The organism is Streptomyces sp. NPDC058678 (genome assembly GCF_042714835.1).
Taxonomy (GTDB): Bacteria; Actinomycetota; Actinomycetes; order Streptomycetales; family Streptomycetaceae; genus Streptomyces.
Genome location: NZ_JBHXSG010000015.1, coordinates 94,712 through 115,774, shown reverse-complemented (window position 1 = coordinate 115,774; position 21,063 = coordinate 94,712). Strand labels below are relative to the sequence as shown.

The following is a 21,063-nucleotide window of genomic DNA, read 5'->3' as shown; positions in this document are numbered from 1 at the left end:
TCAGGTGCTGCGAGTGGCCACCATCCCGAGGGTGATCAGCCCCAGCACGACCCAGCCGAACCACAGCCAGCCGTTGCTCCCGAGCGCCACCGTGTAGGCGGTCACCGCGACGAGGCCGCCGACGGTGAGCACCCCCATCGTTCTGGTCGAGCCGTCCGTGGAACCGGGCATCGCAACACCCTCCTCATGATTCGTCCCCCTCCATGGTGCCCCCGTTCTGCCGCCGCACGGTGCATACGACGAAATGTGTGCCGTTCTTCCAGGGACCCTCGCTCGTCCAGGAGCCCGCCGTGTACACCGACGGATCGAAGCCGTAGTCGCCCGGCGGCACCGCACGCCCGCATGCCACGTCCGACTCGGTGCGCGCCTCGGGAAGCGTGACGTCCGCGTCCAACCGGGTGAACCCGAGCACCACCTCGTCGTGCGCCCCCTCGCAGGACACCAGCCGGGCGTCCCGGTTGGAGCGGACGTCGAGACAGTCCCGCTTCTGCATGGTCGCCGTGTCCGCGAAGGCCGAGCCCACCTCGCGGTGCCGGCCGATCGGCCCGTACACCGGCCCGTGCGCGCCCAGCACCAGACAGGCGGTGCGCCGCCCGGCGGCCTCGAAACCACCCGAGGTCGGCACGACGGCGAAGCTCCGCACGTCCGCGAGCCGGCCCCGGACCTCCCGCGTCCGCTCCTCGCACCGGGCTGGCCCCAGCCGCCGCGCCTCGTCCGCCGACGCGGCCGCGACGAACGCCAGCACCTGCCCGTCCGGTGCCGCCCCGCTCCCACAGCTCGGGTCCACGGCCAGTCGGGGCGTGCCCTGGAAGGGCTGCGCGCCCGCCCAGTCGGCGAGCACACAGTCACCGTCCCGCAGCGGCTTCGCCAGCCCGACGCGCTCCCCGTACGGCGCTCCGCTCCCGTCGCCGCCGGGGGTGGTGGTCCGGTCCGCCAGCGCGTACCAGACACCGCCCAGGGCGAGGACCATACCGAGCCCGCAGGCGAGGACGGCCCGCAGAGCGTGCGAGCGCTCCCGCCGCCGCCTGCCGGGCGCGGACGGCGGCGAGGGCGCGAAGGGCGGCCCGAACCCGTGCGGATCCGGGGAGAGTCCCGGCCCGTGCCCGTGCGGATCCAGGGTCGGCCCGTGCCCGTGAGGGTCCGGGGTCGGCCCGAACCCGCGCGGATCTGGAGAGAGACCCGGCCCGTGCGGATCCAGGGTCGGCCCGAGCCCGGGGGGATCAGCGGTCGGCGAGGCGAACCCTCGCGAGTCGGCCGCCGGCCCGAACCGCGGCCCGTGCGACTCCGTCGGTGGCGCGGGCACACCCGCCCAGGGCGGCTGCGACCCCAGGTCGGTCTGCGTCCGGGAGTACGCCTCGGCCTGCGGCGTGACGATCCGCGACAGCGCCGCCTCCGCCTCCGCCTCCGACAACCGCTGTCCCGGCTCCTTCACGAGCAGCGCGGCCAGGACGGGCCCCAGCGCCCCGGCGCGTACGGCCGGACGCGGTTCCTCCATGACCACCGCGGTCACCTCGGCGAGATGCGACTCCCGCTCGAAGGGCCCCCGGCCCTCGACGGCGTGGTAGAGCGTGCAGCCCAGCGAGAACAGGTCGGCGGCCGCCGTGGGCGCCCCGCCCGTGGCCCGCTCCGGCGCCAGGTACCCGGCGGTCCCCACGAGCACGGACGCCAGCGTGTACCGCGTCTCGCCGGCGTCCGGCTGCACGGAGATCCCGTAGTCGGTGAGCAGGACACGGCCGTACGGTGCCCCGGCGCGGTCCGGCGCGAGGAGGATGTTCGCCGGTTTCACGTCCCGGTGCATGACGCCCCGCCGATGCCCGGCGGTCAGTGCGTCGAGGACGGCAAGGCCCACCCGGGCGCACTCGGCCGGGGCGAGCGGTCCCCTCGTCCGGACCAGCTCACGCAGGTCGACCGCGCCCGCCACGTACTCCATGACGATCCACGGCAGCCCTTCGTGCTCCAGCACGTCGTGCACGGTCACCACGTGCGGATGGCCGCGCAACCCGGCCGCGTACCGTGCCTCGGCACGGGCCCGGGCGACCCGCGCCTCCCGCTCGTGACCGGCCTCGACCGGGTCGCGGAACACGATCTCCTTGAGCGCGACCTCGCAGGCGAGTCTCTGGTCGTGGGCGAGCCACACATGGCCCATGCCGCCGCTGCCGAGCTGGTTCAGCAGGAGATAGCGGCCGGCGATGACCCGGCCCACTCCCGATGTCGGTGATCCTGAAGGCATCCGGTGACTCCCGGGTTCTGCGGCTACGCGGTCGCACCGGCGGATCCGCTGCCCGCCGGGGCGCTGGTGACCGGTTCGCTGTTCGCCGGTTCGCTGGTGACGGGTGCGCTGCTCGGCGGTGGCGCGCTGCTGGTGACCGGGGCACTGGCCGGGGGTGAGCCGGTCACCTGCGGCGGTGAACTGGCCGGAGGTGCCGGGGGAGGCGGCGAGCTCGTCGAAGGCGGCGCGGAATTGGGCGGCCGGCTGGACGGGTTGGCCGTGTCCGGAGCCGAGCTGGTCGGCGGGCTCGACGAGGGCGGCGCGGAGCTCGACGGCGGGTTCGACGGCGGGCTCGACCCGGGCGACCCCGAGCCGGACGACGTACCGGACGACGGCGCCGAGGGCGACGCCCCGGTCCCGCTGCTCGACGGCGGCGGTGTGCTGGTCGACCCGGAGGACCCGGGCGGCGCCGGGGGAGTGGTCGACCCACCGGACGACCCACCGGACGACCCACCCGACGTGGCGTCGGACGTGCCCGCCGACGAGCCCCCGGGCCCGCCTCCGCCGGACGCGCCCCCGGCCACGCTCAGCGTCACGTATTCCCCGAACCGCAGCTCGGTCCCCGCCGGCGGATCGGACGCCGTGACCCTTGCACCGTTCGGCGGCAGACCCTTCCCGTCGTACCCGACCGCCAGGCCCGAGTCGGCCAGTCGCCGGCTCGCCTGCCCGAAAGTCGTCCCGGCGAGCTTCGGCACCGCGCGCCGCTCCCGTGTGTCGAACGTGGAGTCGTCCTCGCCTGTCGTGCCGACCGGCCGGGCGATGCCCCGCTCGGGTTCCTCGACGTCGACGAGGGCGATCCGCTGCAACGCCCGGGGCGCGGGCCGCACGGCCACCACCTGGGACCGCTCGTAGCCCTGCCACTTCCTGTTGCCGTCCTCGAACTCGACCGAGATCCGGCTCGTGTCACCGTCGAAAGGTCGCAGCGGATTTCCGCACGAGCACTTCACGGCCGGCTGTCCCTGCCGATCCACCAGAATCGCGATTCCCGCCTGGAGCAGCGAGTCGTAGGGGACGGCCTTTCCCTTTTTGTAGTCGTGGTTCTTCACGAGAGTGTCGTGACGCAAGAGAACAGGTGTGAGCCGTTCCAGATATCCCGGAATCCCGTTCTTCGAGATCTCCATGGCACGCGCCCACGCCTCGGCCTTCCGGTCGTTGGCGGGATCGGTCAGGAACTGTTCGAGCCGGTCGACGTCACAGATCGTCGGCTGCTTGGAACCCCCGTACAGACCGGGTGTGTCCCCCTGCTGCAATCCGCCGTGCGCCGCCTGCGACCGGACCTGGGCGTCCTTGCCCAGCCCGCTGTCCTCGTCGAAGAACGGCGCCAGTGAGGGCACGCCCGCGGCGACCGCCTTCACCACGGCCAAGGGCGTCTCTCTGTCGCAGCCGCTCAGTGTGAGAACGAAAACCAGGAAGCACGCAATCCTTTTCCCGGCCCCTTGCATAAATGCGCGAAGTGTCATCACCGCTCCCCCCGGCGGTTCCCCCATCGCGCTTCATGCTACTGAAGAAGAAGCCTTTCAACGCCCGCGTGCGTTCAATGAGGCCAAATAGGCGTTGTATGCCTCGAGTTCCTTGTCGCCGTCCCGGTCGGCGGCCCGGTCCGTTCGCCTGGCCTGTCGCTGTTCGGAGCGGTACCACTGGAACAGCAGCGCGACGAGCACCAGCACGGACGGAATCTCGCTGAAGGCCCACGCGATGCCGCCGGCGGCGTTCTGGTCGGAGAGCGCGTCGATGCCGAGCGAGGCGGGCGGGTTCTTGAACGTCTCGACCATGGGCTCGGACGCCATCATCAGCGCGATGCCGAAGAACGCGTGGAACGGCATGCCCGCGAACAGCTCCAGCATCCGCATCAGGTAGCCCGGCCGGTTGGGGCCCGGGTCCACGCCCATGATCGGCCAGAAGAACACGAAGCCGACGGCGAGGAAGTGCACCATCATCGCGATGTGCCCCGTCTTGGAGCCCATCAGGAAGTCGAAGATCGGCGTGAAGTACAGCGCGTACAGGCTCGCGATGAACAACGGGATGGTGAACGCCGGGTGCGTGATGATCCGCATGTACCGGCTGTGCAGGAACATCAGCAGCAGCTCGCGCGGCCCCTTGCGGCCCCTCGCCGCGGGCGGCAGCGCACGCAGCGCCAACGTGACGGGGGCACCGAGAAGCAACAGGATCGGCGACAGCATGCTGATCACCATGTGCTGCACCATGTGCACGCTGAACATGACCATCCCGTAGTCGTTCAGCCGGGTGCACATCACGAGCCCGATGGACAGCACACCCACGACATAGGCGATCGTCCGCCCCACCGGCCAGGCGTCCCCACGCCGCCGCAGCCGCACGACCCCCCAGCCGTACAGGGCGAGCCCCGCCAGGCAGGCCACCAGGAAGAACGGGTCCGCCGACCACTGAAGACCCCGGCCCAGCGTGAACGGCGGCAGATCCATGGTCATGCCGTGCCCGCTGTGATCCATCCAACGGCTCCTGATTCGTGGGGGTTGTGCATGTCTGTCCGCAGACAGACTAGAACTGCCCCCGGCGACCACTGTCACCGGGGGCAGTGCGGTCACCCGCTGATCAGAGAACGCACTCGGCCTCGTCGTAGCGCTCCACCGGGACCGTCTTCAGCGTCTCCACGGCCTCCGCCAGCGACACCATCACGATGTCGGTCCCACGAAGAGCCGTCATCTTCCCGAACTCACCCCGGTGCACGGCCTCCACCGCATGCCACCCGAACCGGGTGGCCAGCACCCGGTCGTACGCGGTGGGCGTCCCGCCCCGCTGCACGTGCCCGAGTATCACCGGCCGCGCTTCCTTCCCCAGCCGCTGCTCCAACTCGATCGACAGCTGCCGCGCGATCCCGGCGAACCGCTCGTGTCCGTAGACGTCCTTGACGCCCTCGTCGAAGCTCATGCTGCCGGGCCGCGGCTTGGCCCCCTCCGCGGCGACGACGATCGCGAACCGCTTGCCCGCCTCGAACCGCTCGCCGACCTTCGCGGCCAACTCCTCGATGTCGAAGGGCCGTTCCGGTACGACGATGGCGTGCGCGCCGGCCGCCATGCCGGAGTGCAGAGCTATCCACCCGGTGTGCCGGCCCATGACCTCGACGACGAGTACCCGCTGGTGGGACTCGGCGGTGGTCTTCAGCCGGTCCAGCGCCTCCGTGGCGACGCCGACGGCCGTGTCGAAGCCGAACGTGACGTCCGTGACGGCGATGTCGTTGTCGATGGTCTTCGGCACGCCCACGATGGGCAGACCGTTGTCCGACATCAGCCGGGCCGCCTTGAGCGTGCCCTCGCCGCCGATCGGGATGATGGCGTCGAGGCCGAGTTCCTCGACGTGGCCCCGGGCCCGTTCCACGCCGTCCCGCAGGTGGGAGGGCTGGACCCGGGAGGAACCGAGGATCGTGCCGCCGCGCGCCAGGATGCCGCTCACCGAGTCGAGGTCGAGCTTGAGGTAGTCGCACTCCAGGAGGCCCTTCCAGCCGTCCCGGAAACCGATGACCTCGTCGCCGTGGTCGGCGACGGCGCGGTGCACGACGGACCGGATGACGGCGTTCAGGCCGGGGCAGTCGCCGCCGGAGGTGAGGACACCAATGCGCATAGCCCGAAACCTTCTCGACTGGGGCCGGATCCGGACCACGTTGTCCGGCTCGATCCCCGCCACCCTAACGGGAGGAGGGGGCGGGGCCGTACCGTACGTCCGCCTACTGGACGACCCCGCTCACCTGTGCGGACCCATGGTCAGACGGGCTGTTTAAGGGCGGCTTAAGAGAAGGTGTACTCGCAGGTCAAGCGGTCACGCTGATCATGTGGGCAGGCAGGTCACGCCGGCTGCTGCGCGGCCGCGATGCGCTCGTTGCGGAGCGCCTCGTACCACCGGTCGTCGGTCGGCGGCAGCGCGTTGACGTCGAGCGCCAGCTTCAGCAGCAGGTCCGCGATCAGCGGGTTCCGCGCGAGCACGGGTCCGTGCATGTACGTACCGAAGACCGTGTCGTTGTACGCCCCTTCCGTGCCGTCACCCGTGCCGTTGCCGTTGCCGAGGCGGACCTGGGCGAACGGGCGGGCGGTGGGGCCGAGGTGGGTGACGCCCTGGTGGTTCTCGAAGCCGGTCAGCGGGGGCATGCCGAGGCGCGGGTCGATGTCGGCGAGCACGTCGCCGACGCACCGGTCGCCCTCGCCGCGGGTGGAGACCACGTCGAGCAGGCCGAGGCCGGGCTCGCGCTGGCCGAGGTCGTTGATGAACTCGTGGCCGAGGATCTGGTAGCCGGCGCACACCGAGAAGACGATCGCGCCGTTCCCGACGGCCCGGTGCAGACCGCCGTCCCGGCGCAGCCGCTCGGCGGCGAGCCGCTGCGGCCGGTCCTCGCCGCCGCCGATCAGGTAGATGTCGCCGGAGGTCGGGATCGGCTGGTCGCTGCGCACGTCGAGCCGGGCCACGTCGAGGCCGCGCTGCCGGGCCCGGCGTTCCACGACGAGGACGTTGCCCTGGTCGCCGTACGTGCTGAGCAGGTCGGGATAGATCCAGACGATCCGCAGTTGGTTGTCGCTCACAAAAGTCCCCTGAAGTCCGTGGCTCAGTTGCCGACGCGGCGGCGCAGGTCCTGGAAGGCGGTGTAGTTGGCGATGACCTCGATACGACCGGGCGGGGACAGCTGCACCGCCTGGTCGAGGTTCTCGCACACCTGGAAGTGCTGGTTGGCCACCTCCAGGCGCACCGCGAGGTCCAGCTTGCGGTCACCGACCACGCAGATCGGGTGGCCGGTCAGACGCGTGTAGTCGACGTCCCACAGCCAGGAGGTGTCGGTGCCGTCGGCGCCGCGCGCGTTCACCGAGAGGATCACCGGGGTCGGCGGCGGATCGATCAGGCTGAACGTTTCGAGCCAGCCGGCGGGGTTCTTCGCGAGCAGCAGCCTGAGGTCGCGCTCCATGAACTGCACCACGTCGTACCGGCCGGCCACCGCCTGCACCTGGTACATGCGCTCCAGAGCGACCTGCGGCGGCACGCCGAAGACGGCGGCGACGGCGGCCGAGGAGGCTGCGTTCGCCTTGTTGGCGCGGCCCGGCAGCTGGAGGTGGATCGGCCAGGCGGAGCCGTGCGGGTCCAGGACGTGGTCACCGGAGAGTGCCCAGCTCGGCGTCGGCCGGCGGAAGCCGCACTCGCCGCAGAACCAGTCGTCGCCAGGGCGCTGCATCACGCCACCGCAGGACGGGCAGGACCAGGCGTCGTCCTTCCACATCTGCCCGGCGGCGACCCAGACCACGTTGGGGGAGGAGGATGCGGCCCACACGATCAGCGGGTCGTCCGCGTTGGCCACGATGACGGCCTTGGAACCGGCCAGCCCTTCCCGCCAGTTCTCGGCGAGCATCCGGGTCTCGGCGGCGCGGTCGAGCTGGTCGCGGGAGAGGTTGAGCAGGGCGATGCACTTGGGGTCGGTGTCCCTGGCGACGCCGGCGAGGTACTTCTCGTCGACCTCGATGACGCCGTACCGGGCCTCCGACCTGCCCGCCAGCGCCGAGGTGATGCCGGCCGGCATGTTGGCGCCGAGCGCGTTGGAGACGACCGGACCCGCGGCACGCAGCGCCTCGGCGATCAACCGCGTGGTCGTGGTCTTGCCGTTGGTCGCCGACACCAGGACGACGTCCAGGTTCTGGGCGAGCCTGGCGAGGAGGTCGGGGTCGAGTTTGAGTGCCACCCGGCCGCCGATCACCGAACCGCTGCCGCGCCCCGCGGCGCGCGATGCCGCCGCGACCGCCTTGCCCGCGGTCACGGCGATCTTGGCCCGCGGCGAGAGCGGGTCCGAGTTGCCTGCCATCAGTTCTCGATCCTCCTTGCGTACGCGCCGCGCCCCTGCCTTCGGCAACGTGGTGTGGGCCTCAGCCTATCGAGATCCATTCGCACTCCCGAATCGCGGCGCCCGCGCGACATGCGCGTGACAGGGAGGACCGTACCCTTGCGGCCATGCGACACGGCCCGATCCCGGGCGCCCACGGGCGCGTCCGGCCCCTCACGCTGCTCGGCGACGACGTTCTGCACGCCCCCTGCGAGGAGGTCACCGACTTCGGCCCCGAACTGGCGGGACTCGTGGAGGACTTGTTCGCGACCATGTACGCCGCTCAGGGCGTGGGCCTGGCGGCGAACCAGATCGGCCGGCCGCTACGGGTGTTCGTCTACGACTGCCCGGACGACGAAGAGGTGCGCCACCTGGGCCACGTGGTGAACCCCACGCTCGTCGAGAAGGACGGAGTCGTCCTGCGCGGCCCGGAGGGCTGCCTGTCCCTGCCGGGCCTGGAGGCGGGAACGGAACGCCACGACCACGCGGTGATCGAGGGGTACACGGTGACGGGCGAGCCGATCACCGTCCACGGCACGGGTTTCTTCGCGAGATGCCTGCAGCACGAGTACGACCACGTGGAAGGCAGGATCTACGCGGACCACGTGCAGGGCTGGCGCTACAGACGCCTGATGCGACAGGCGGCCCGGGCCTCCTGGCGCCGGTGAGTGGACGTCCCCAGGGGCGCGGGGTGCCCACTGCCCGTGGACGACGGGCGACCGTCAGAACCCGGGGCCCCCCACCTTGTCCCCCGCCGCAGCGAGCCGCCCCCACAGCAGGTCGGCCAGACTCCGCACCAACTCCGCCCGCGAGCAGGGCCGTTCCCCCAGCCACCAGTCGCCCGCCGCGTGCATCATCCCGACGATCCCGTGCCCCCAGACCCGGGCCAGCTGCTGGCTGCCCGGCCCCAGATCCACGCGCTCCTCGATGACCTGCGCCAACTCCTCGCCCATCCTGCGGAGCAGCGGCGCACTGTGCTTGTTGACGTCGAACCCCGGATCGCCGACCTGACCACCCTCGGCCGGATGCATCAGGAAGCGGTACACCTGAGGCCGCGCCTCGATCGCCGCCAGATACGTGTCCAGCGTCGCCTCCACCCGGTCCCGCCGGTCCGCAGGAGCGTCCACCGCCGCACGGAGGGAATCGAGCAGGGCGTCCGTGTGCCGCTTGGCCAAGGCCGCGTAAAGTCCGCCCTTGTCGCCGAAGTGGCGATAAAGGATCGGCTTGGTGATGCCTGCCTCCGCGGCGATGGCGTTCATGGAGGCCTGCGGGCCGTCGCGCAGCACCACTCTGTCCGCGGCCTCCAGCAGCTCACGCCGGCGGCGGTCGGCGGACCGTTGCTGATCGGTCCGCTGTGTGGTGTCCATGAGCTCTCCCCACCCGTGCTGATTAGGTAACGCCTGCGCAAACTAACACCCAGCATGCCTGGGGCATCGAACGGGCTGCCGAGCGGGCATCGGGAGTTGACTTTTCCTACCCGCGGGTAACAGACTCGGGTTACCGTAAGTAACACGCACATGCAAAGCCGCTGGAGGGGACATGGCCGAGTTCACCATGGAGCTCAACGACGAACAGAAGGAGGTGCGGGACTGGCTGCACGGCTTCGCCGCCGACGTCATCCGCCCCGCGGCCGCCGAATGGGACGAGCGTGAGGAGACTCCCTGGCCGGTCATCCAGGAGGCCGCCAAGGTCGGCATCTACTCCCTCGACTTCTACGCCCAGCAGTACTTCGACCCCACCGGCCTCGGCATACCGATGGCCATGGAGGAGCTCTTCTGGGGCGACGCGGGCATCGCCCTCTCCATCGTCGGCACCGGTCTCGCCGCCGTCGGCGTCCTCGCCAACGGCACCGAGGAGCAGATCGGCACCTGGATCCCCCAGATGTACGGCGACGCCAACGATGTCAAGGTCGCCGCGTTCTGCTCCTCCGAACCCGACGCCGGCTCCGACGTCGCCTCCATGCGCACCCGCGCGGTGTACGACGAGGCCAAGGACGAGTGGGTCCTCAACGGCACCAAGACCTGGGCGACCAACGGCGGCATCGCCAATGTCCACGTGGTCGTCGCCGTCGTCGACCCGGAGCTCGGCTCGAAGGGACACGCCTCCTTCATCGTCCCGCCGAACACCCCCGGCCTCTCCCAGGGCCAGAAGTTCAAGAAGCACGGCATCCGCGCCTCGCACACCGCCGAGGTCGTTCTGGAGGACGTCCGGCTGCCCGGCTCCTGCCTCCTCGGCGGCAAGCAGAAGCTGGACGAGCGGCTGGCCCGCGCCCGTGAGCGGGCCAAGGCGGGCGGGGAGCGGGTGAAGAACGCGGCGATGGCCACCTTCGAGGCCTCGCGGCCGGCCGTGGGTGCGATGGCCGTCGGTACGGCCCGCGCCGCGTACGAGGTCGCCCTCGACTACGCCAAGACGCGTGAGCAGTTCGGCCGCCCGATCATCGACAACCAGGGTGTGGCGTTCCAGCTCGCCGACATGCGGACGTCCATCGACGCGGCGCGGCTGCTGGTCTGGCGAGCGTCCTGGATGGCGATCAACGGCAAGCAGTTCACGGCGGCCGAGGGGTCGATGTCGAAGCTGTTCGCGAGCGAGACGGCGAAGACGGTGACGGCTCAGGCGGTTCAGATCCTTGGTGGGAACGGCTACACGCGGGAGTACCCGGTGGAGCGGATGCACCGGGACGCCGCGATCTACACGATCTTCGAGGGCACGAGCGAGATCCAGCGGTTGGTGATCGCCCGGACCTTGTCGGGGATGCCGATCCGGTAGCGCCCGAGGGTGTGGGTCCGTAGTGGTCTTCCGGCCGACTGTGGCTGGTCGCGCCCACGCGGCGGAGCCGCAGACTGATGCAGCCCCGCGCCCCTGAGGCCGCTCACCACGTGACGGGAAGCGCCTCGGGGCCGCGGATCAACGTGCCCTTCTTGAAGGGCACTTCGTTCGCCGGCACGGCCAGATTCAGCCCCGGCACGCGGTCCAGCAGCGCGTCGACCAGCAGCTCGGACTCCAGCCGGGCGAGCATGCCGCCGGGGCAGGAGTGCGGGCCGAAGCCGAAGGACACGTGCGGGTTCGGGCTGCGGGAGAAGTCGATCGTCTCCGGGTAGGGGAAGACGTCCGGATCCCGGTTCGCGGATAGGTACGACACGTAGATCGCGTCGCCCGCCCGGATCCGTACGCCCCTGATCCCCACGTCCTCCAGGGCGATCCGGGACAGCCCGACCGCGTTGCGGTGCGGGATGTAGCGCAGCAGCTCGTCGATGGCCTGCGGGCGGATCTCCGGCTCGCGGCGCAGCCTTTCGGCCAGGTCCGGACGGGTCAGCAGGATGTAGAACATCTGGCCGCTGTTGTCGGTGACCGCCTCGCCGCCGATCTGGAGCAGCACCGCGAGGCCCACGGCCTCCTCCAACGTCACCTCGCCTCGGCCCACGGCGGCGCCCAGCAGCGAGCTGACGTCCTCGCCGGAGCAGCCTTCCCGCAGCGCGATGAGGTCCGAGAAGTAGGCGCCCATCTCGTTCTTCGCCTTCTCGCCGACCTGGGTGGCGTGCGGGGAGGACAGGATCAGCCGGGTCCAGGTGTGCATGCTGTGCCGGTCGGCCGCCGGGACACCCAGCAACTCGCAGATCACGGCGGTGGGGAAGGGGGTGAGCACGGTCGCCGAGAGGTCGGTCGGCGGTCCGTCCTGGAGCAGTTCGTCGACCAGCTCCTCCAGCATCCGGCGGGACTTGTCGCGGATCCGCTCGACGCCCTTCGCCGTGAAGGCGGCGGCGACCGAGCGGCGCAGCCGGGTGTGGTCGGGCGGGTCCAGAAGACCGACCGTGGCACCGGCCGACACGAAGTGCGGGGCGAGCCGGGTGACGGGCCGTTCCATGACGGCCTCGCGGCTGAACCGGGGGTCGTCGGCCACCGTGCGTACGTCCTCGTAGCGGGTGACCAGCCAGGCCCAGCCCTCGCCGTCGGGCAGCTGGATGCGGGTGATCGGGCCCTCGCTCATCAGCTCGGTCAGCACGGGGTCGAAGTCCACGCCGGACAGGTCGAGCGCCGGCCAGTGCCGGATGGGGGGCAGGATCTCGGTGATCGTCTCTTCGGTCATCTCACGCCGTCTCGTCGGGGCGCTGCCAGCGGCCCAGTGTGGTCCCTGTCCACGATCTCCCGAGGGGATGACGATCTCGCGTGGAACTACTCCGTATCGGGGACATGAGGCGCTGCGGAAGTGCGATCGCTATCCGGTCTGCCCGCTGCTGTGCGCGATGCACGCCACGTCGATACGATCGGCCAGCTTGGCCAACTCGATGGTCAACGCCGCCACCGTGTCCTCGTCGAGTCCGTCCTCCCCGGCTTCGACGAGATGCAGCCACCGACCGCCCACCGTCCGCAACAACTTGCTGACGTCGGCGGCAGCCACCTGCAAGGTCCCGCGGTCGTCGACGATCAGAGGCAGAGTCACTTCGCGGTTCACAAAGGGGATCGTAGCTGCGGAAGCCTCACGCTCCGTGCCATACGGTCGTGATGTTGCAGAACTCCCGGATTCCGTGCCCGGACAGCTCACGCCCGTACCCGGACCGCTTGACCCCGCCGAACGGGAACGCCGGGTGGGACGCCGTCATTCCGTTGACATACACGCCGCCCGCCTCCAGATCCCGTACGAAACGGTCGACCTCGGTGTCGTCGCGCGTCCAGACGTTGGAACTCAGCCCGAACGGCGAGTCGTTCGCGATCAGCACGGCCTCGTCCAGGTCGGCGGCCCGGTACAGCGTGGCGACCGGCCCGAACGCCTCCTCGCGGTGGATGCGCATCTCGCGGGTGATGCCGGCCAGGACGGTCGGCGGGTAGTACCAGCCGGCCCCGTCGGGCCGCTCGCCCCCGCAGAGCACGCTCGCGCCACCGCGCCGGGCGTCGTCGACGAGTTCCTCCAGGTCGGCCCGGCCCTGTGCGCTCGCGAGCGGTCCGACCTCCGTCCCGTCCTCCAGGGGGTCGCCGATCTGCAGCGCCTTCATGCCCTCGACGAACCGCTCGGCGAACGCGTCGTACACGTCCGTGTGCACGATGAACCGCTTCGCGGCGATGCACGACTGCCCGTTGTTCTGCACCCGCGCGGTCACCGCGGTCTGGGCGGCGCGGTCGATGTCCGCGGACGGCATCACGACGTACGGGTCGCTGCCGCCCAGCTCCAGCACCGTCTTCTTGACCATGTCCCCGGCCGTGGAGGCGACCGCCCGGCCCGCGGGCTCGCTGCCCGTGAGGGTGGCCGCCTTGATCCGCTCGTCGCGCAGGATCTCGTCGACCGCCGCGGAGCCGATGAGGAGGGTCTGGAAACAGCCCTCGGGGAAGCCCGCCCGGTGGAACAGGTCCTCCAGGTACAGGGCGGTCTGCGGCACGTTCGAGGCGTGTTTGAGCAGGCCCACGTTGCCCGCCATCAGCGCGGGTGCCGCGAACCGGACCACCTGCCACAGCGGGAAGTTCCAGGGCATCACCGCGAGCACCGGGCCCATCGGCCGGTAGCGCACCAGGGCGCGGGAGGCGCCGGAGTCCTTGACGTCGGAGGCGGCCGGCTCCTCGTCGGCGAGCAGCTCCTGCGCGTGGTCGGCGTACCAGCGCATCGCTTTCGCACACTTCCCGGCCTCGGCGCGGGCCTGCTTGACCGGCTTGCCCATCTCGGTGGTCATCACACGGGCGATGTCCTGCTGATCCTCGTCGAGAAGATCGGCGGCCCGGTGCAGGAGACGGGCGCGCTCGGCGAAGGGCGTCGCCCGGTAGGTGCGGAAGGTGGCCTGCGCGAGCTGGAGCCGGCGCTCGATCTCCTCCTCGCCCATGGCTTCGTACGTCTTGAGTGTCTCGCCGTTCGCCGGGTTGACCGTTGCGATGGGCATGGCTGACCTTCCTGGGGACGAACTGTGTTTCCGACCTTCCCGCGCGGCGCTGGGGACCGCAACGCGTAGGCCTCCGCTCAGGCCGAGTGCTCCGCCAGGCGGTCGAGAAACGCGGTCTGCGCCTTGACGATCACGGCTCGCGCGCGGTCCAGGTCGAACCACGCCACGCGGTCCAGCTCCGGGAACTCCTGAATCTGCCCGGACCTCGGGGGCCACTCCATCCGGAAGGTGCCCGGGGTGACGGTCGCCGGATCGAGGTCCGCCTCGATCGCTTCCACGCCCCCGCCTCGCGCCGCGCGAAGAAGGGGCCGCCCATGTGCCCGAGCAACACCTGCCGGCCGTGGTCGGTGCGGCGGAACAGCAGCAGGCCCGCGCTGCGCTTCCCGGTCATGGTGTGACCTCCGGATGGGCTGCCAGCAGTGTCTCCACCGTGTCCGCCTCCGCCGGGCGCTTGTCCTCGCGGTAGCGGACCACGCGGGCGAAGCGGAGGGTAACGCCGGCCGGGTAGCGGGTGGACTTCTGCAGGCCGTCGTAGGCGATCTCGACGACGAGTTCGGGGCGTACGGTCACCACGTAGCCGTTGGTGTCCACGGCCAGCTCCTGCAGCCGCTCGGTCTGCCAGGTCAGCATCGCGTCGGTCATGCCCTTGAAGGTCTTGCCGAGCATCGCGAAGGAGCCGTCCGCCGTGCGGGCGCCGAGGTGGAGGTTGGAGAGTTTGCCGGTGCGGCGGCCGTGGCCCCACTCGGCGGCCAGGACGACCAGGTCGAGGGTGTGGACGGGCTTGACCTTCAGCCAGGACGCGCCACGCCGGCCCGCGCTGTAGGGCGCGTCGAGGGACTTCACGACGACGCCCTCGTGACCGCGCTGCAGTGTCCCGGCAAGGAACTCCTCGGCCGCGTGCACGTTTTGCGGCCCGGACACCAGCGTCCGGCGCACCCGCATCGGCTCGGGCACCAGCCGGGCCAGTTCCGCGTGCCGTTCGGCGAACGGCAGGTCGAGCAGGTCGCGGTCCTCGACGGACAGGGCGTCGAAGAAGACGGGCGAGACGGGGACCGCTTCGGCCGCCGTCGTCACGTCCACGCGGGAGCCGACACGGCCCGCGGTCTCCTGGAAGGAGCGGGGGCGGCCGTCCGCGTCGAAGGCGATGACCTCGCCGTCCAGGATGAAGCGCTCACCCCGCAGCTGAAGGGCGGCCGCCGTCAGTTCGGGCAGCCGGTCGGTGATGTCGTCCAGGGTGCGGGTGTACAGCCGTACGGTCTCTCCGTCGCGGTGGATCTGGACGCGGATGCCGTCGAGCTTCTCCTCGACCGCGCAGGAACCCAGCTTCTGGACCGCTTCGGCGACCGAGGAGGCGCTGTGCGCCAGCATCGGCAGGACCGGGCGGCCGACGGTCAGCCGGAAGCGGTCCAGGGCGGCGGAGCCGTCCGCGAGCAGGGCCTCGGCCACCGTCTGGAGCGAGCCCGCGAGCATCACGGCCCGCCGTACGTCCGCCGACGGTGCCTCGGTCGCCTGGGCCAGGCCCTCGATCGCGACCGCGTCCAGCGCGCCCTGCCGCACCTCGCCGCTGATCAGGCCGAGCAGGAACCGCTGTTCGCCCTCCGTGGCCGCGCCCATCAGCTCGCCGACCAGCCGGGCCCGCTCGGCCTGCGAACCGGCGCCCGAGACCTTGCCCAGCGCGCTCAGCAGGGCGTCCACCTCGCGCACGGTCAGCGTCGGCTCGACGGCCGGGGCGACCGGACGGCTCAATACCTTCCAGCCGACGCCGAGCCGGCCCTGCGGCAGGCGTCCCGCCAGATACGGGATGACGATCGGCACGTCCGCCGCCTCGGCGTCCCGGAAGAGCTCGGCGAGGAGCGCGATCTTCCGGGAGCGCGCCGAGGTCGCGGCGACCTCCTGGGACACCTGGGCCAGCCGGGTCAGCAGCATGCAGCCATGGTGCACCGGAGGCGGGCGGTCTACACCCGGACGTCCGCGACGGCCGCGTCCAGGTCCGTCATCAGCAGCTCGCCGTTGATCGTGGCGGCGGCCCGGTAGCCGCCGGCCGCCGCGTTCACGACCTGCTCCGCGAAGCCCGTCGCGTTGCCCGCGGACCACACACCGGGGACGGTCGTCAGACCCGTCTCGTCGACCACGGGGTACGCGCCGAACGGGGTCTCGCGCAGCTCCGCGCCGAGGCGGCGGAGCAGATCGGTCCGCGGCACGGCCCGGGGTGCCACGAACAGCACCTCGCGGTCGTGGGCGGTGCCGTCCGCGAGACGGACACCGGTGAGCCGGTCGTCGTCCACCCTCACCTCCGCGACCTCGCCAGGCACCACCTTCACCCCGGCCGCGGCGAGCCTGCGCAGGTCGTCGTCCGACAGCTCGTCCTCGGCGACCGTGTGCAGGAAGAAGGTCACGTCCTTCGACCACTGGGACACGATCAACGCCTGGTGCACGCTCATCGGGGTGGTGGCGAGCACGCCGAACGCCCGGTCGCGGACCTCCCAGCCGTGGCAGTACGGGCAGTGCAGCACATCGCGGCCGAAGCGCCCGGCGAGGCCGGCGACCTCGGGCAGCTCGTCCTCGAGGCCGGTCGCGATCACCAGGCGGCGGGCGTGCACCGTGCGCCCGCCGGCCAGGTCCACGGCGAAGCCCTTCCTGACGTCCACCACCCGGTCCCGGACCAGCTCGACGCCGTACCGCGCGATCTCCTCGCGGCCGACCGCCAGGAAGTCGGCGGGTGACATGCCGTCCCGGGACAGATAGCCCTGCATGTGCGCGGCGGGAGCGTTGCGCGGCTCGCCCGCGTCGACGACCAGCGTGTGGCGCCGGGCCCGGCCCAGGACCAGCGCGGCGGACAGCCCGGCCGCGCCGCCGCCGACGACGACCACTTCGTAGTTCTCGGTCATTGGTGACCACCTCCACAGCGACCGTCTCTCTTGGCTGCCGCATTGACAAACGCATTTGCCGAAACTGCAATGGGCTCATGAGTGACGACGACATGGACGAGGTCCTCGCCGAGGTCGGCCCGAGGCTGCGGCGGATCCGGAAGGAACGCGGGGCCACGCTGGCCGGGCTGTCCGAGGCGACCGGCATCTCGGTGAGCACGCTCTCCCGGCTGGAGTCGGGGCTGCGGAAGCCCAGCCTGGAGCTGCTGCTGCCGATCGCGCGGGCGCACGAGGTGGCGCTGGACGAACTGGTGGGAGCGCCCGCGGTGCGCGATCCCCGGGTGCGGGCCGAGCCGATCAGGCGGCACGGACGCACGTACTGGCCGCTCACCCGCCAGCCCGGCGGCCTGCAGGCCTTCAAGGTGCTGGTGCCGCAGCAGGAGAGCGAGCCCGAGCCACGGACCCATGAGGGCTACGAGTGGCTGTACGTGATGTCGGGGCGGCTGAGGATGGTGCTGGGCGATCACGACATCGTGCTGACCACGGGGGAGGCCGTCGAGTTCGACACCCGCGTGCCGCACTGGTTCGGGTCGACGGGGGAGGGGCCGGTCGAGTTCCTCAGCCTCTTCGGGCCGCAGGGCGAGCGGATGCACGTGCGGGCGCGGCCCAAGCGGTCGTGACGCGGTTTCGTGACGCATCCGACTGTTCCCTGATCGGCAAGCGACCGCTTAGTATGCGGGGGACCCCGGTCAGACGACACGTGAGCCGAAGGGGCGCGCCGGTGTGGGGAGGCCGAGCGCGCGGAGGCCCGAAGGGCTGAGCACGGTCGGTCTCCCGACACCGGCTGAGGCGCTCCTGAGGCGAACAAAACAAACACAGTCCCGTGGAGGCCCCGCATGCAGGCATGGCAAGTGCACGAGAACGGCGAGCCGGGCGAGGTGATGCGCCTCGCGGACGTGGCGCGGCCCACGCCAGGTGACGGCCAGGTCCTGCTGAAGGTGCGTGCCGCGAACATCAACTTCCCGGACGTGCTCATGGTCCGGGGCCACTACCAGGTCAGGCCGCCGCTGCCGTTCACCCCGGGTGTGGAGATCTGCGGCGAGACCGAGGACGGGCGGCGGGTCATCGCCAACCCCGCGCTGCCGTCCGGCGGTTTCGCCGAGTACGCCGTCGCGGACGCCGCCGCTCTGCTGGCCGCCCCCGACTCGCTGGACGACGCCGAGGCGGCCGCCCTGCACATCGGCTACCAGACGGGCTGGTTCGGTCTGCACCGGCGGGCACGGCTGGAAGCCGGCGAGACGCTGCTCGTCCACGCTGCCGCCGGAGGGGTCGGCAGCGCGGCCGTGCAGCTCGGGAAGGCGGCCGGCGCGACCGTGATCGGTGTCGTGGGAGGCGCCGACAAGGTCGCCGTCGCCCGGGAGCTGGGCTGTGACGTGGTGATCGACCGGCGGAGCGAGGACGTCATCGCCGCCGTGAAGGAGGCGACCGGAGGCCGGGGGGCCGACGTGATCTACGACCCCGTCGGCGGGGAGGCCTACACCCAGTCGGCCAAGGTCGTCGCCTTCGAGGGCCGGATCGTGGTCGTCGGCTTCGCGAGCGGGACGATCCCCAGCCCGTCGCTGAACCACGCCCTGGTGAAGAACTACTCGGTCCTCGGCCTGCACTGGGGCCTGTACAACACCAAGAACCCGAAGCTGGTCCAGCACTGCCACGAACGGCTCACCGAGCTGGCCGCCCGGGGCGCGATCAAGCCGCTGGTGAGCGAGCGCGTGCCGCTGGGCGGCGCCGCGGCCGCGGTCCAGCGGGTCGCCGACGGCGTCACCACCGGCCGGGTCGCCGTCGTCCCCGGCCGCACCGAAGGAGGCGCGGCATGACCGACGCAACCGAACTCAGGCGCCGCACCGCACAGTTGCTGGACGCGTACCCGCCCGCGACCACCGACCGGACGGACTTCCTGAGGGCCCGCTTCGACGCGGGGCTGGCGTGGGTGCACTACCCGGAGGGCCTCGGCGGCCTCGGTGCCCCGCGCTCCCTCCAGGCCGTCGTGGACACCGAGTTGGAGGCGGCGGGCGCCCCCGACAACGACCCGCGCCGGATCGGCATCGGCCTCGGGATGGCCGCGCCGACGATCCTCGGATTCGGCACGGAGGAGCAGAAGCAGCGGTACCTGCGGCCCCTGTGGGTGGGGGAGGAGGTCTGGTGCCAGCTGTTCAGCGAGCCCGGCGCCGGATCCGACCTCGCGGCGCTCGGGACCCGGGCCGTACGGGAGGGCGACGAATGGGTCGTCAACGGGCAGAAGGTGTGGACGTCCAGCGCCCACCTCGCCCGCTGGGCCATCCTCATCGCCCGTACCGACCCGGACGTGCCCAAGCACCGGGGCATCACGTACTTCATCTGCGACATGACCGACCCGGGTGTCGAGGTCCGGCCGTTGCGCCAGATCACCGGCGAGGCCGAGTTCAACGAGGTCTTCCTCACCGACGTCCGTATCCCCGACTCCCGCCGCCTCGGCGAGGTCGGCGACGGCTGGCGGGTCGCGCAGACCACGCTGAACAACGAACGGGTCGCCATCGGCGGCATGCGGCTGCCCCGCGAGGGCGGCATGATCGGCCCGATCACAGAGACCTGGCGCGAACGCCCCGGACTGCGCACCCACGACCTCCACCAGCGTCTGCTCAAGCTGTGGGTCGAGGCCGAGGTCGCCCGCCTCACCGGCGAGCGGCTGCGCCAGCAGATGGTCGTCGGCCAGCCCGGCCCCGAGGGCTCCGGCATGAAGCTCGCGTTCGCCCGCCTCAACCAGGAGATCAGCGGCCTGGAGGTCGAACTCCTCGGCGAGGAGGGCCTGTTGTACGAAGACTGGACCATGCGCCGACCGGAACTCGTCGACTTCACCGGCCGCGACGCCGGCTACCGCTACCTCCGTTCCAAGGGCAACAGCATCGAGGGCGGGACCACCGAGGTCCTGCTGAACATCGTCGCCGAGCGCGTCCTGGGCCTGCCCACCGAGCCGCGCACCGACAAGGACGTCGCCTGGAAGGACCTGTCCCGATGAGCGCACAGCCCGACCTGTTGTACTCGGAGGAGGAAGACGCGCTGCGCGCCGCCGTCCGCGACCTGCTCACGGACCACTGCGACGCGGCGGGTGTGATCGCGCGCACCGAGTCCGACGCGCCGCACGACCGCTCGCTGTGGAAGGCGCTCTCCGACGGCATGGGCCTCGCCGGGCTCCTGGTGCCCGAGGCCCAGGGCGGCCAGGGCGCCACGCATCGCGAAGTCGCCGTCGTCCTGGAGGAGTTGGGGCGCGCGGTCGCCCCCGTGCCTTACCTCACCAGTGCCGTCGTCGCCACCGAGGCGCTGCTGGCCTGCGAGGCCGGCGACCTGCTCGCCGACCTGGCGTCCGGGCGGCGGATCGGCGCCCTCGCCGTCGCCCTGAACGTCGCTCCCGGCGGCGCCTACAAGGCCGTACGCCTGGAAGACGGAACCCTGCACGGCGAGCTGACCGGCATCGCGGACGCGGCGGCGGCCGATGTGCTGCTCGTGCCGGCCGAGGACGGCGGGCTGTACGCGGTCGACGCGGACGCAGTGACCGTCACGCCGCAGGTCTCGCTGGACCTGACCCGGCCGCTCGCGACCGTCACCCTCGACGGTGCTTCCGCCCGTCGCGTCGGGGACGCCGAGCCGGCCGTACGGCGGGCTCTGCGGGCCGGAGCCGGACTGCTCGCCTCCGAGCAACTCGGCCTCGCCGACTGGTCGTTGACGGAGACCGTCCGGTACCTCAAGGAGCGCAAGCAGTTCAACCGGTCCGTCGGCGGGTTCCAGGCGCTCAAGCACCGCCTCGCCCAGCTGTGGCTGGAGGTCGTCAACCTGCGTGCCGCCGCCCGCAACGCGGCGGACGCGCTCGCGACCGGCGAGGACGCCGACGTGGCGGTCGCCGTCGCCCAGGCGTACGCGGGCTCCGTCGCCGTGCACGCGGCCGAGGAAGCCGTCCAGTTGCACGGCGGGATCGGCATGACCTGGGAGCACCCGGCCCACCTGTACCTGAAGCGGTCGAAGGCCGACTCGATCGCGTACGGGACGGCCGGCGCGCACCGGGAGGCGGTGGCCGAACTCGTCGGCCTCCAGGCTCCCTGACGTACACCGGCTGAAGCCGACGAGAAGCCCGCCCGAGCAGGGGCGGGCTTCTTCGTGCGCCCCGCTCCGACGAAGTGAACGGACAGCGGCAGTCCGGCCAACTCCTCT

General features: G+C 71.4%; 19 protein-coding genes and 1 pseudogene. 6 read left to right on the top strand and 14 right to left on the bottom strand.

Features of this window, described 5'->3' with window-relative positions:
- The 7 genes from ACFWWR_RS16555 to ACFWWR_RS16525 all read right to left on the bottom strand — a co-directional run bounded on the left by ACFWWR_RS16555 (nucleotide 1) and on the right by ACFWWR_RS16525 (nucleotide 8,078).
- Entirely contained in the window at nucleotides 1–171 is a 171-nt protein-coding gene (locus tag ACFWWR_RS16555) for a membrane protein (RefSeq protein WP_030041537.1), read from the bottom strand.
- 13 nt (nucleotides 172–184) lie between these two features.
- Nucleotides 185–2,230, bottom strand: a complete 2,046-nt coding sequence (locus tag ACFWWR_RS16550; RefSeq protein WP_384303857.1) for a protein kinase — start codon at nucleotides 2,228–2,230, stop codon at nucleotides 185–187.
- A gap of 23 nt (nucleotides 2,231–2,253) precedes the next feature.
- Entirely contained in the window at nucleotides 2,254–3,711 is a 1,458-nt protein-coding gene (locus ACFWWR_RS16545) for a DUF6777 domain-containing protein (protein ID WP_384303901.1), read from the bottom strand.
- Nucleotides 3,712–3,786: 75 nt separating this feature from the next.
- Nucleotides 3,787–4,737, bottom strand: a complete 951-nt coding sequence (locus tag ACFWWR_RS16540; protein ID WP_383867026.1) for a cytochrome c oxidase assembly protein — start codon at nucleotides 4,735–4,737, stop codon at nucleotides 3,787–3,789.
- 103 nt (nucleotides 4,738–4,840) lie between these two features.
- On the bottom strand, nucleotides 4,841–5,866 hold the full coding sequence (locus ACFWWR_RS16535; RefSeq protein WP_383867024.1) for a 6-phosphofructokinase: 1,026 nt from the start codon (nucleotides 5,864–5,866) through the stop codon (nucleotides 4,841–4,843).
- A 221-nt stretch (nucleotides 5,867–6,087) separates the two neighbouring features.
- Nucleotides 6,088–6,816: a type 1 glutamine amidotransferase gene (locus ACFWWR_RS16530; protein WP_383867022.1), complete on the bottom strand. Its 729-nt coding sequence runs from the start codon at nucleotides 6,814–6,816 to the stop codon at nucleotides 6,088–6,090.
- 23 nt (nucleotides 6,817–6,839) lie between these two features.
- Nucleotides 6,840–8,078: a MurT ligase domain-containing protein gene (locus tag ACFWWR_RS16525; protein ID WP_383867020.1), complete on the bottom strand. Its 1,239-nt coding sequence runs from the start codon at nucleotides 8,076–8,078 to the stop codon at nucleotides 6,840–6,842.
- A 146-nt stretch (nucleotides 8,079–8,224) separates the two neighbouring features.
- Between ACFWWR_RS16525 and def the strand changes: the two genes are divergently transcribed.
- Nucleotides 8,225–8,764: a peptide deformylase gene (gene def / locus ACFWWR_RS16520; RefSeq protein ID WP_383867018.1), complete on the top strand. Its 540-nt coding sequence runs from the start codon at nucleotides 8,225–8,227 to the stop codon at nucleotides 8,762–8,764.
- 54 nt (nucleotides 8,765–8,818) lie between these two features.
- Here the strand turns inward: def and ACFWWR_RS16515 are convergent, their stop codons facing one another.
- Complete coding sequence (locus ACFWWR_RS16515) at nucleotides 8,819–9,463, bottom strand: TetR family transcriptional regulator (RefSeq protein WP_383867016.1); 645 nt, start codon at nucleotides 9,461–9,463, stop codon at nucleotides 8,819–8,821.
- Between the two features lie 172 nt (nucleotides 9,464–9,635).
- On the opposite strand from ACFWWR_RS16515, the gene ACFWWR_RS16510 reads away from it, so the two are divergent.
- Nucleotides 9,636–10,862, top strand: a complete 1,227-nt coding sequence (locus ACFWWR_RS16510) for an acyl-CoA dehydrogenase family protein (protein ID WP_384303854.1) — start codon at nucleotides 9,636–9,638, stop codon at nucleotides 10,860–10,862.
- Between the two features lie 103 nt (nucleotides 10,863–10,965).
- Here ACFWWR_RS16510 and ACFWWR_RS16505 read toward each other — a convergent pair whose 3' ends face one another.
- The 6 genes and pseudogenes from ACFWWR_RS16505 to ACFWWR_RS16480 all read right to left on the bottom strand — a co-directional run bounded on the left by ACFWWR_RS16505 (nucleotide 10,966) and on the right by ACFWWR_RS16480 (nucleotide 16,845).
- Nucleotides 10,966–12,180 carry a cytochrome P450 gene (locus ACFWWR_RS16505; RefSeq protein WP_384303851.1) on the bottom strand — a complete coding sequence of 405 codons (1,215 nt, stop codon included), beginning with the start codon at nucleotides 12,178–12,180 and terminating at the stop codon, nucleotides 10,966–10,968.
- 129 nt (nucleotides 12,181–12,309) lie between these two features.
- Nucleotides 12,310–12,546 (bottom strand): DUF6213 family protein, encoded by a 237-nt coding sequence (locus tag ACFWWR_RS16500; protein WP_053751099.1) that lies wholly within the window; start codon nucleotides 12,544–12,546, stop codon nucleotides 12,310–12,312.
- Nucleotides 12,547–12,571: 25 nt separating this feature from the next.
- On the bottom strand, nucleotides 12,572–13,957 hold the full coding sequence (locus tag ACFWWR_RS16495; protein ID WP_384303848.1) for an NADP-dependent succinic semialdehyde dehydrogenase: 1,386 nt from the start codon (nucleotides 13,955–13,957) through the stop codon (nucleotides 12,572–12,574).
- A 77-nt stretch (nucleotides 13,958–14,034) separates the two neighbouring features.
- Nucleotides 14,035–14,348: pseudogene (locus ACFWWR_RS16490) on the bottom strand (hypothetical protein).
- Nucleotides 14,345–15,883, bottom strand: a complete 1,539-nt coding sequence (locus ACFWWR_RS16485) for an ATP-dependent DNA ligase (protein WP_384303845.1) — start codon at nucleotides 15,881–15,883, stop codon at nucleotides 14,345–14,347. Before ACFWWR_RS16485 ends, ACFWWR_RS16490 begins: the two are co-directional and overlap by 4 nt.
- A gap of 29 nt (nucleotides 15,884–15,912) precedes the next feature.
- Entirely contained in the window at nucleotides 15,913–16,845 is a 933-nt protein-coding gene (locus ACFWWR_RS16480; protein WP_383867004.1) for an NAD(P)/FAD-dependent oxidoreductase, read from the bottom strand.
- Between the two features lie 77 nt (nucleotides 16,846–16,922).
- Between ACFWWR_RS16480 and ACFWWR_RS16475 the strand changes: the two genes are divergently transcribed.
- The 4 genes from ACFWWR_RS16475 to ACFWWR_RS16460 all read left to right on the top strand — a co-directional run bounded on the left by ACFWWR_RS16475 (nucleotide 16,923) and on the right by ACFWWR_RS16460 (nucleotide 20,955).
- Entirely contained in the window at nucleotides 16,923–17,504 is a 582-nt protein-coding gene (locus tag ACFWWR_RS16475; RefSeq protein ID WP_384303842.1) for a helix-turn-helix domain-containing protein, read from the top strand.
- A 216-nt stretch (nucleotides 17,505–17,720) separates the two neighbouring features.
- Nucleotides 17,721–18,698: an NADPH:quinone oxidoreductase family protein gene (locus ACFWWR_RS16470; RefSeq protein WP_384303839.1), complete on the top strand. Its 978-nt coding sequence runs from the start codon at nucleotides 17,721–17,723 to the stop codon at nucleotides 18,696–18,698.
- The gene (locus ACFWWR_RS16465) at nucleotides 18,695–19,876 is read left to right on the top strand and encodes an acyl-CoA dehydrogenase family protein (RefSeq protein WP_384303836.1); all 1,182 of its coding nucleotides are present in this window, start codon (nucleotides 18,695–18,697) and stop codon (nucleotides 19,874–19,876) included. Before ACFWWR_RS16470 ends, ACFWWR_RS16465 begins: the two co-directional genes overlap by 4 nt.
- The gene (locus ACFWWR_RS16460) at nucleotides 19,873–20,955 is read left to right on the top strand and encodes an acyl-CoA dehydrogenase family protein (RefSeq protein WP_383866996.1); all 1,083 of its coding nucleotides are present in this window, start codon (nucleotides 19,873–19,875) and stop codon (nucleotides 20,953–20,955) included. The genes ACFWWR_RS16465 and ACFWWR_RS16460 overlap by 4 nt, the downstream gene beginning before the upstream one ends.
- Nucleotides 20,956–21,063: the final 108 nt, after the last annotated feature.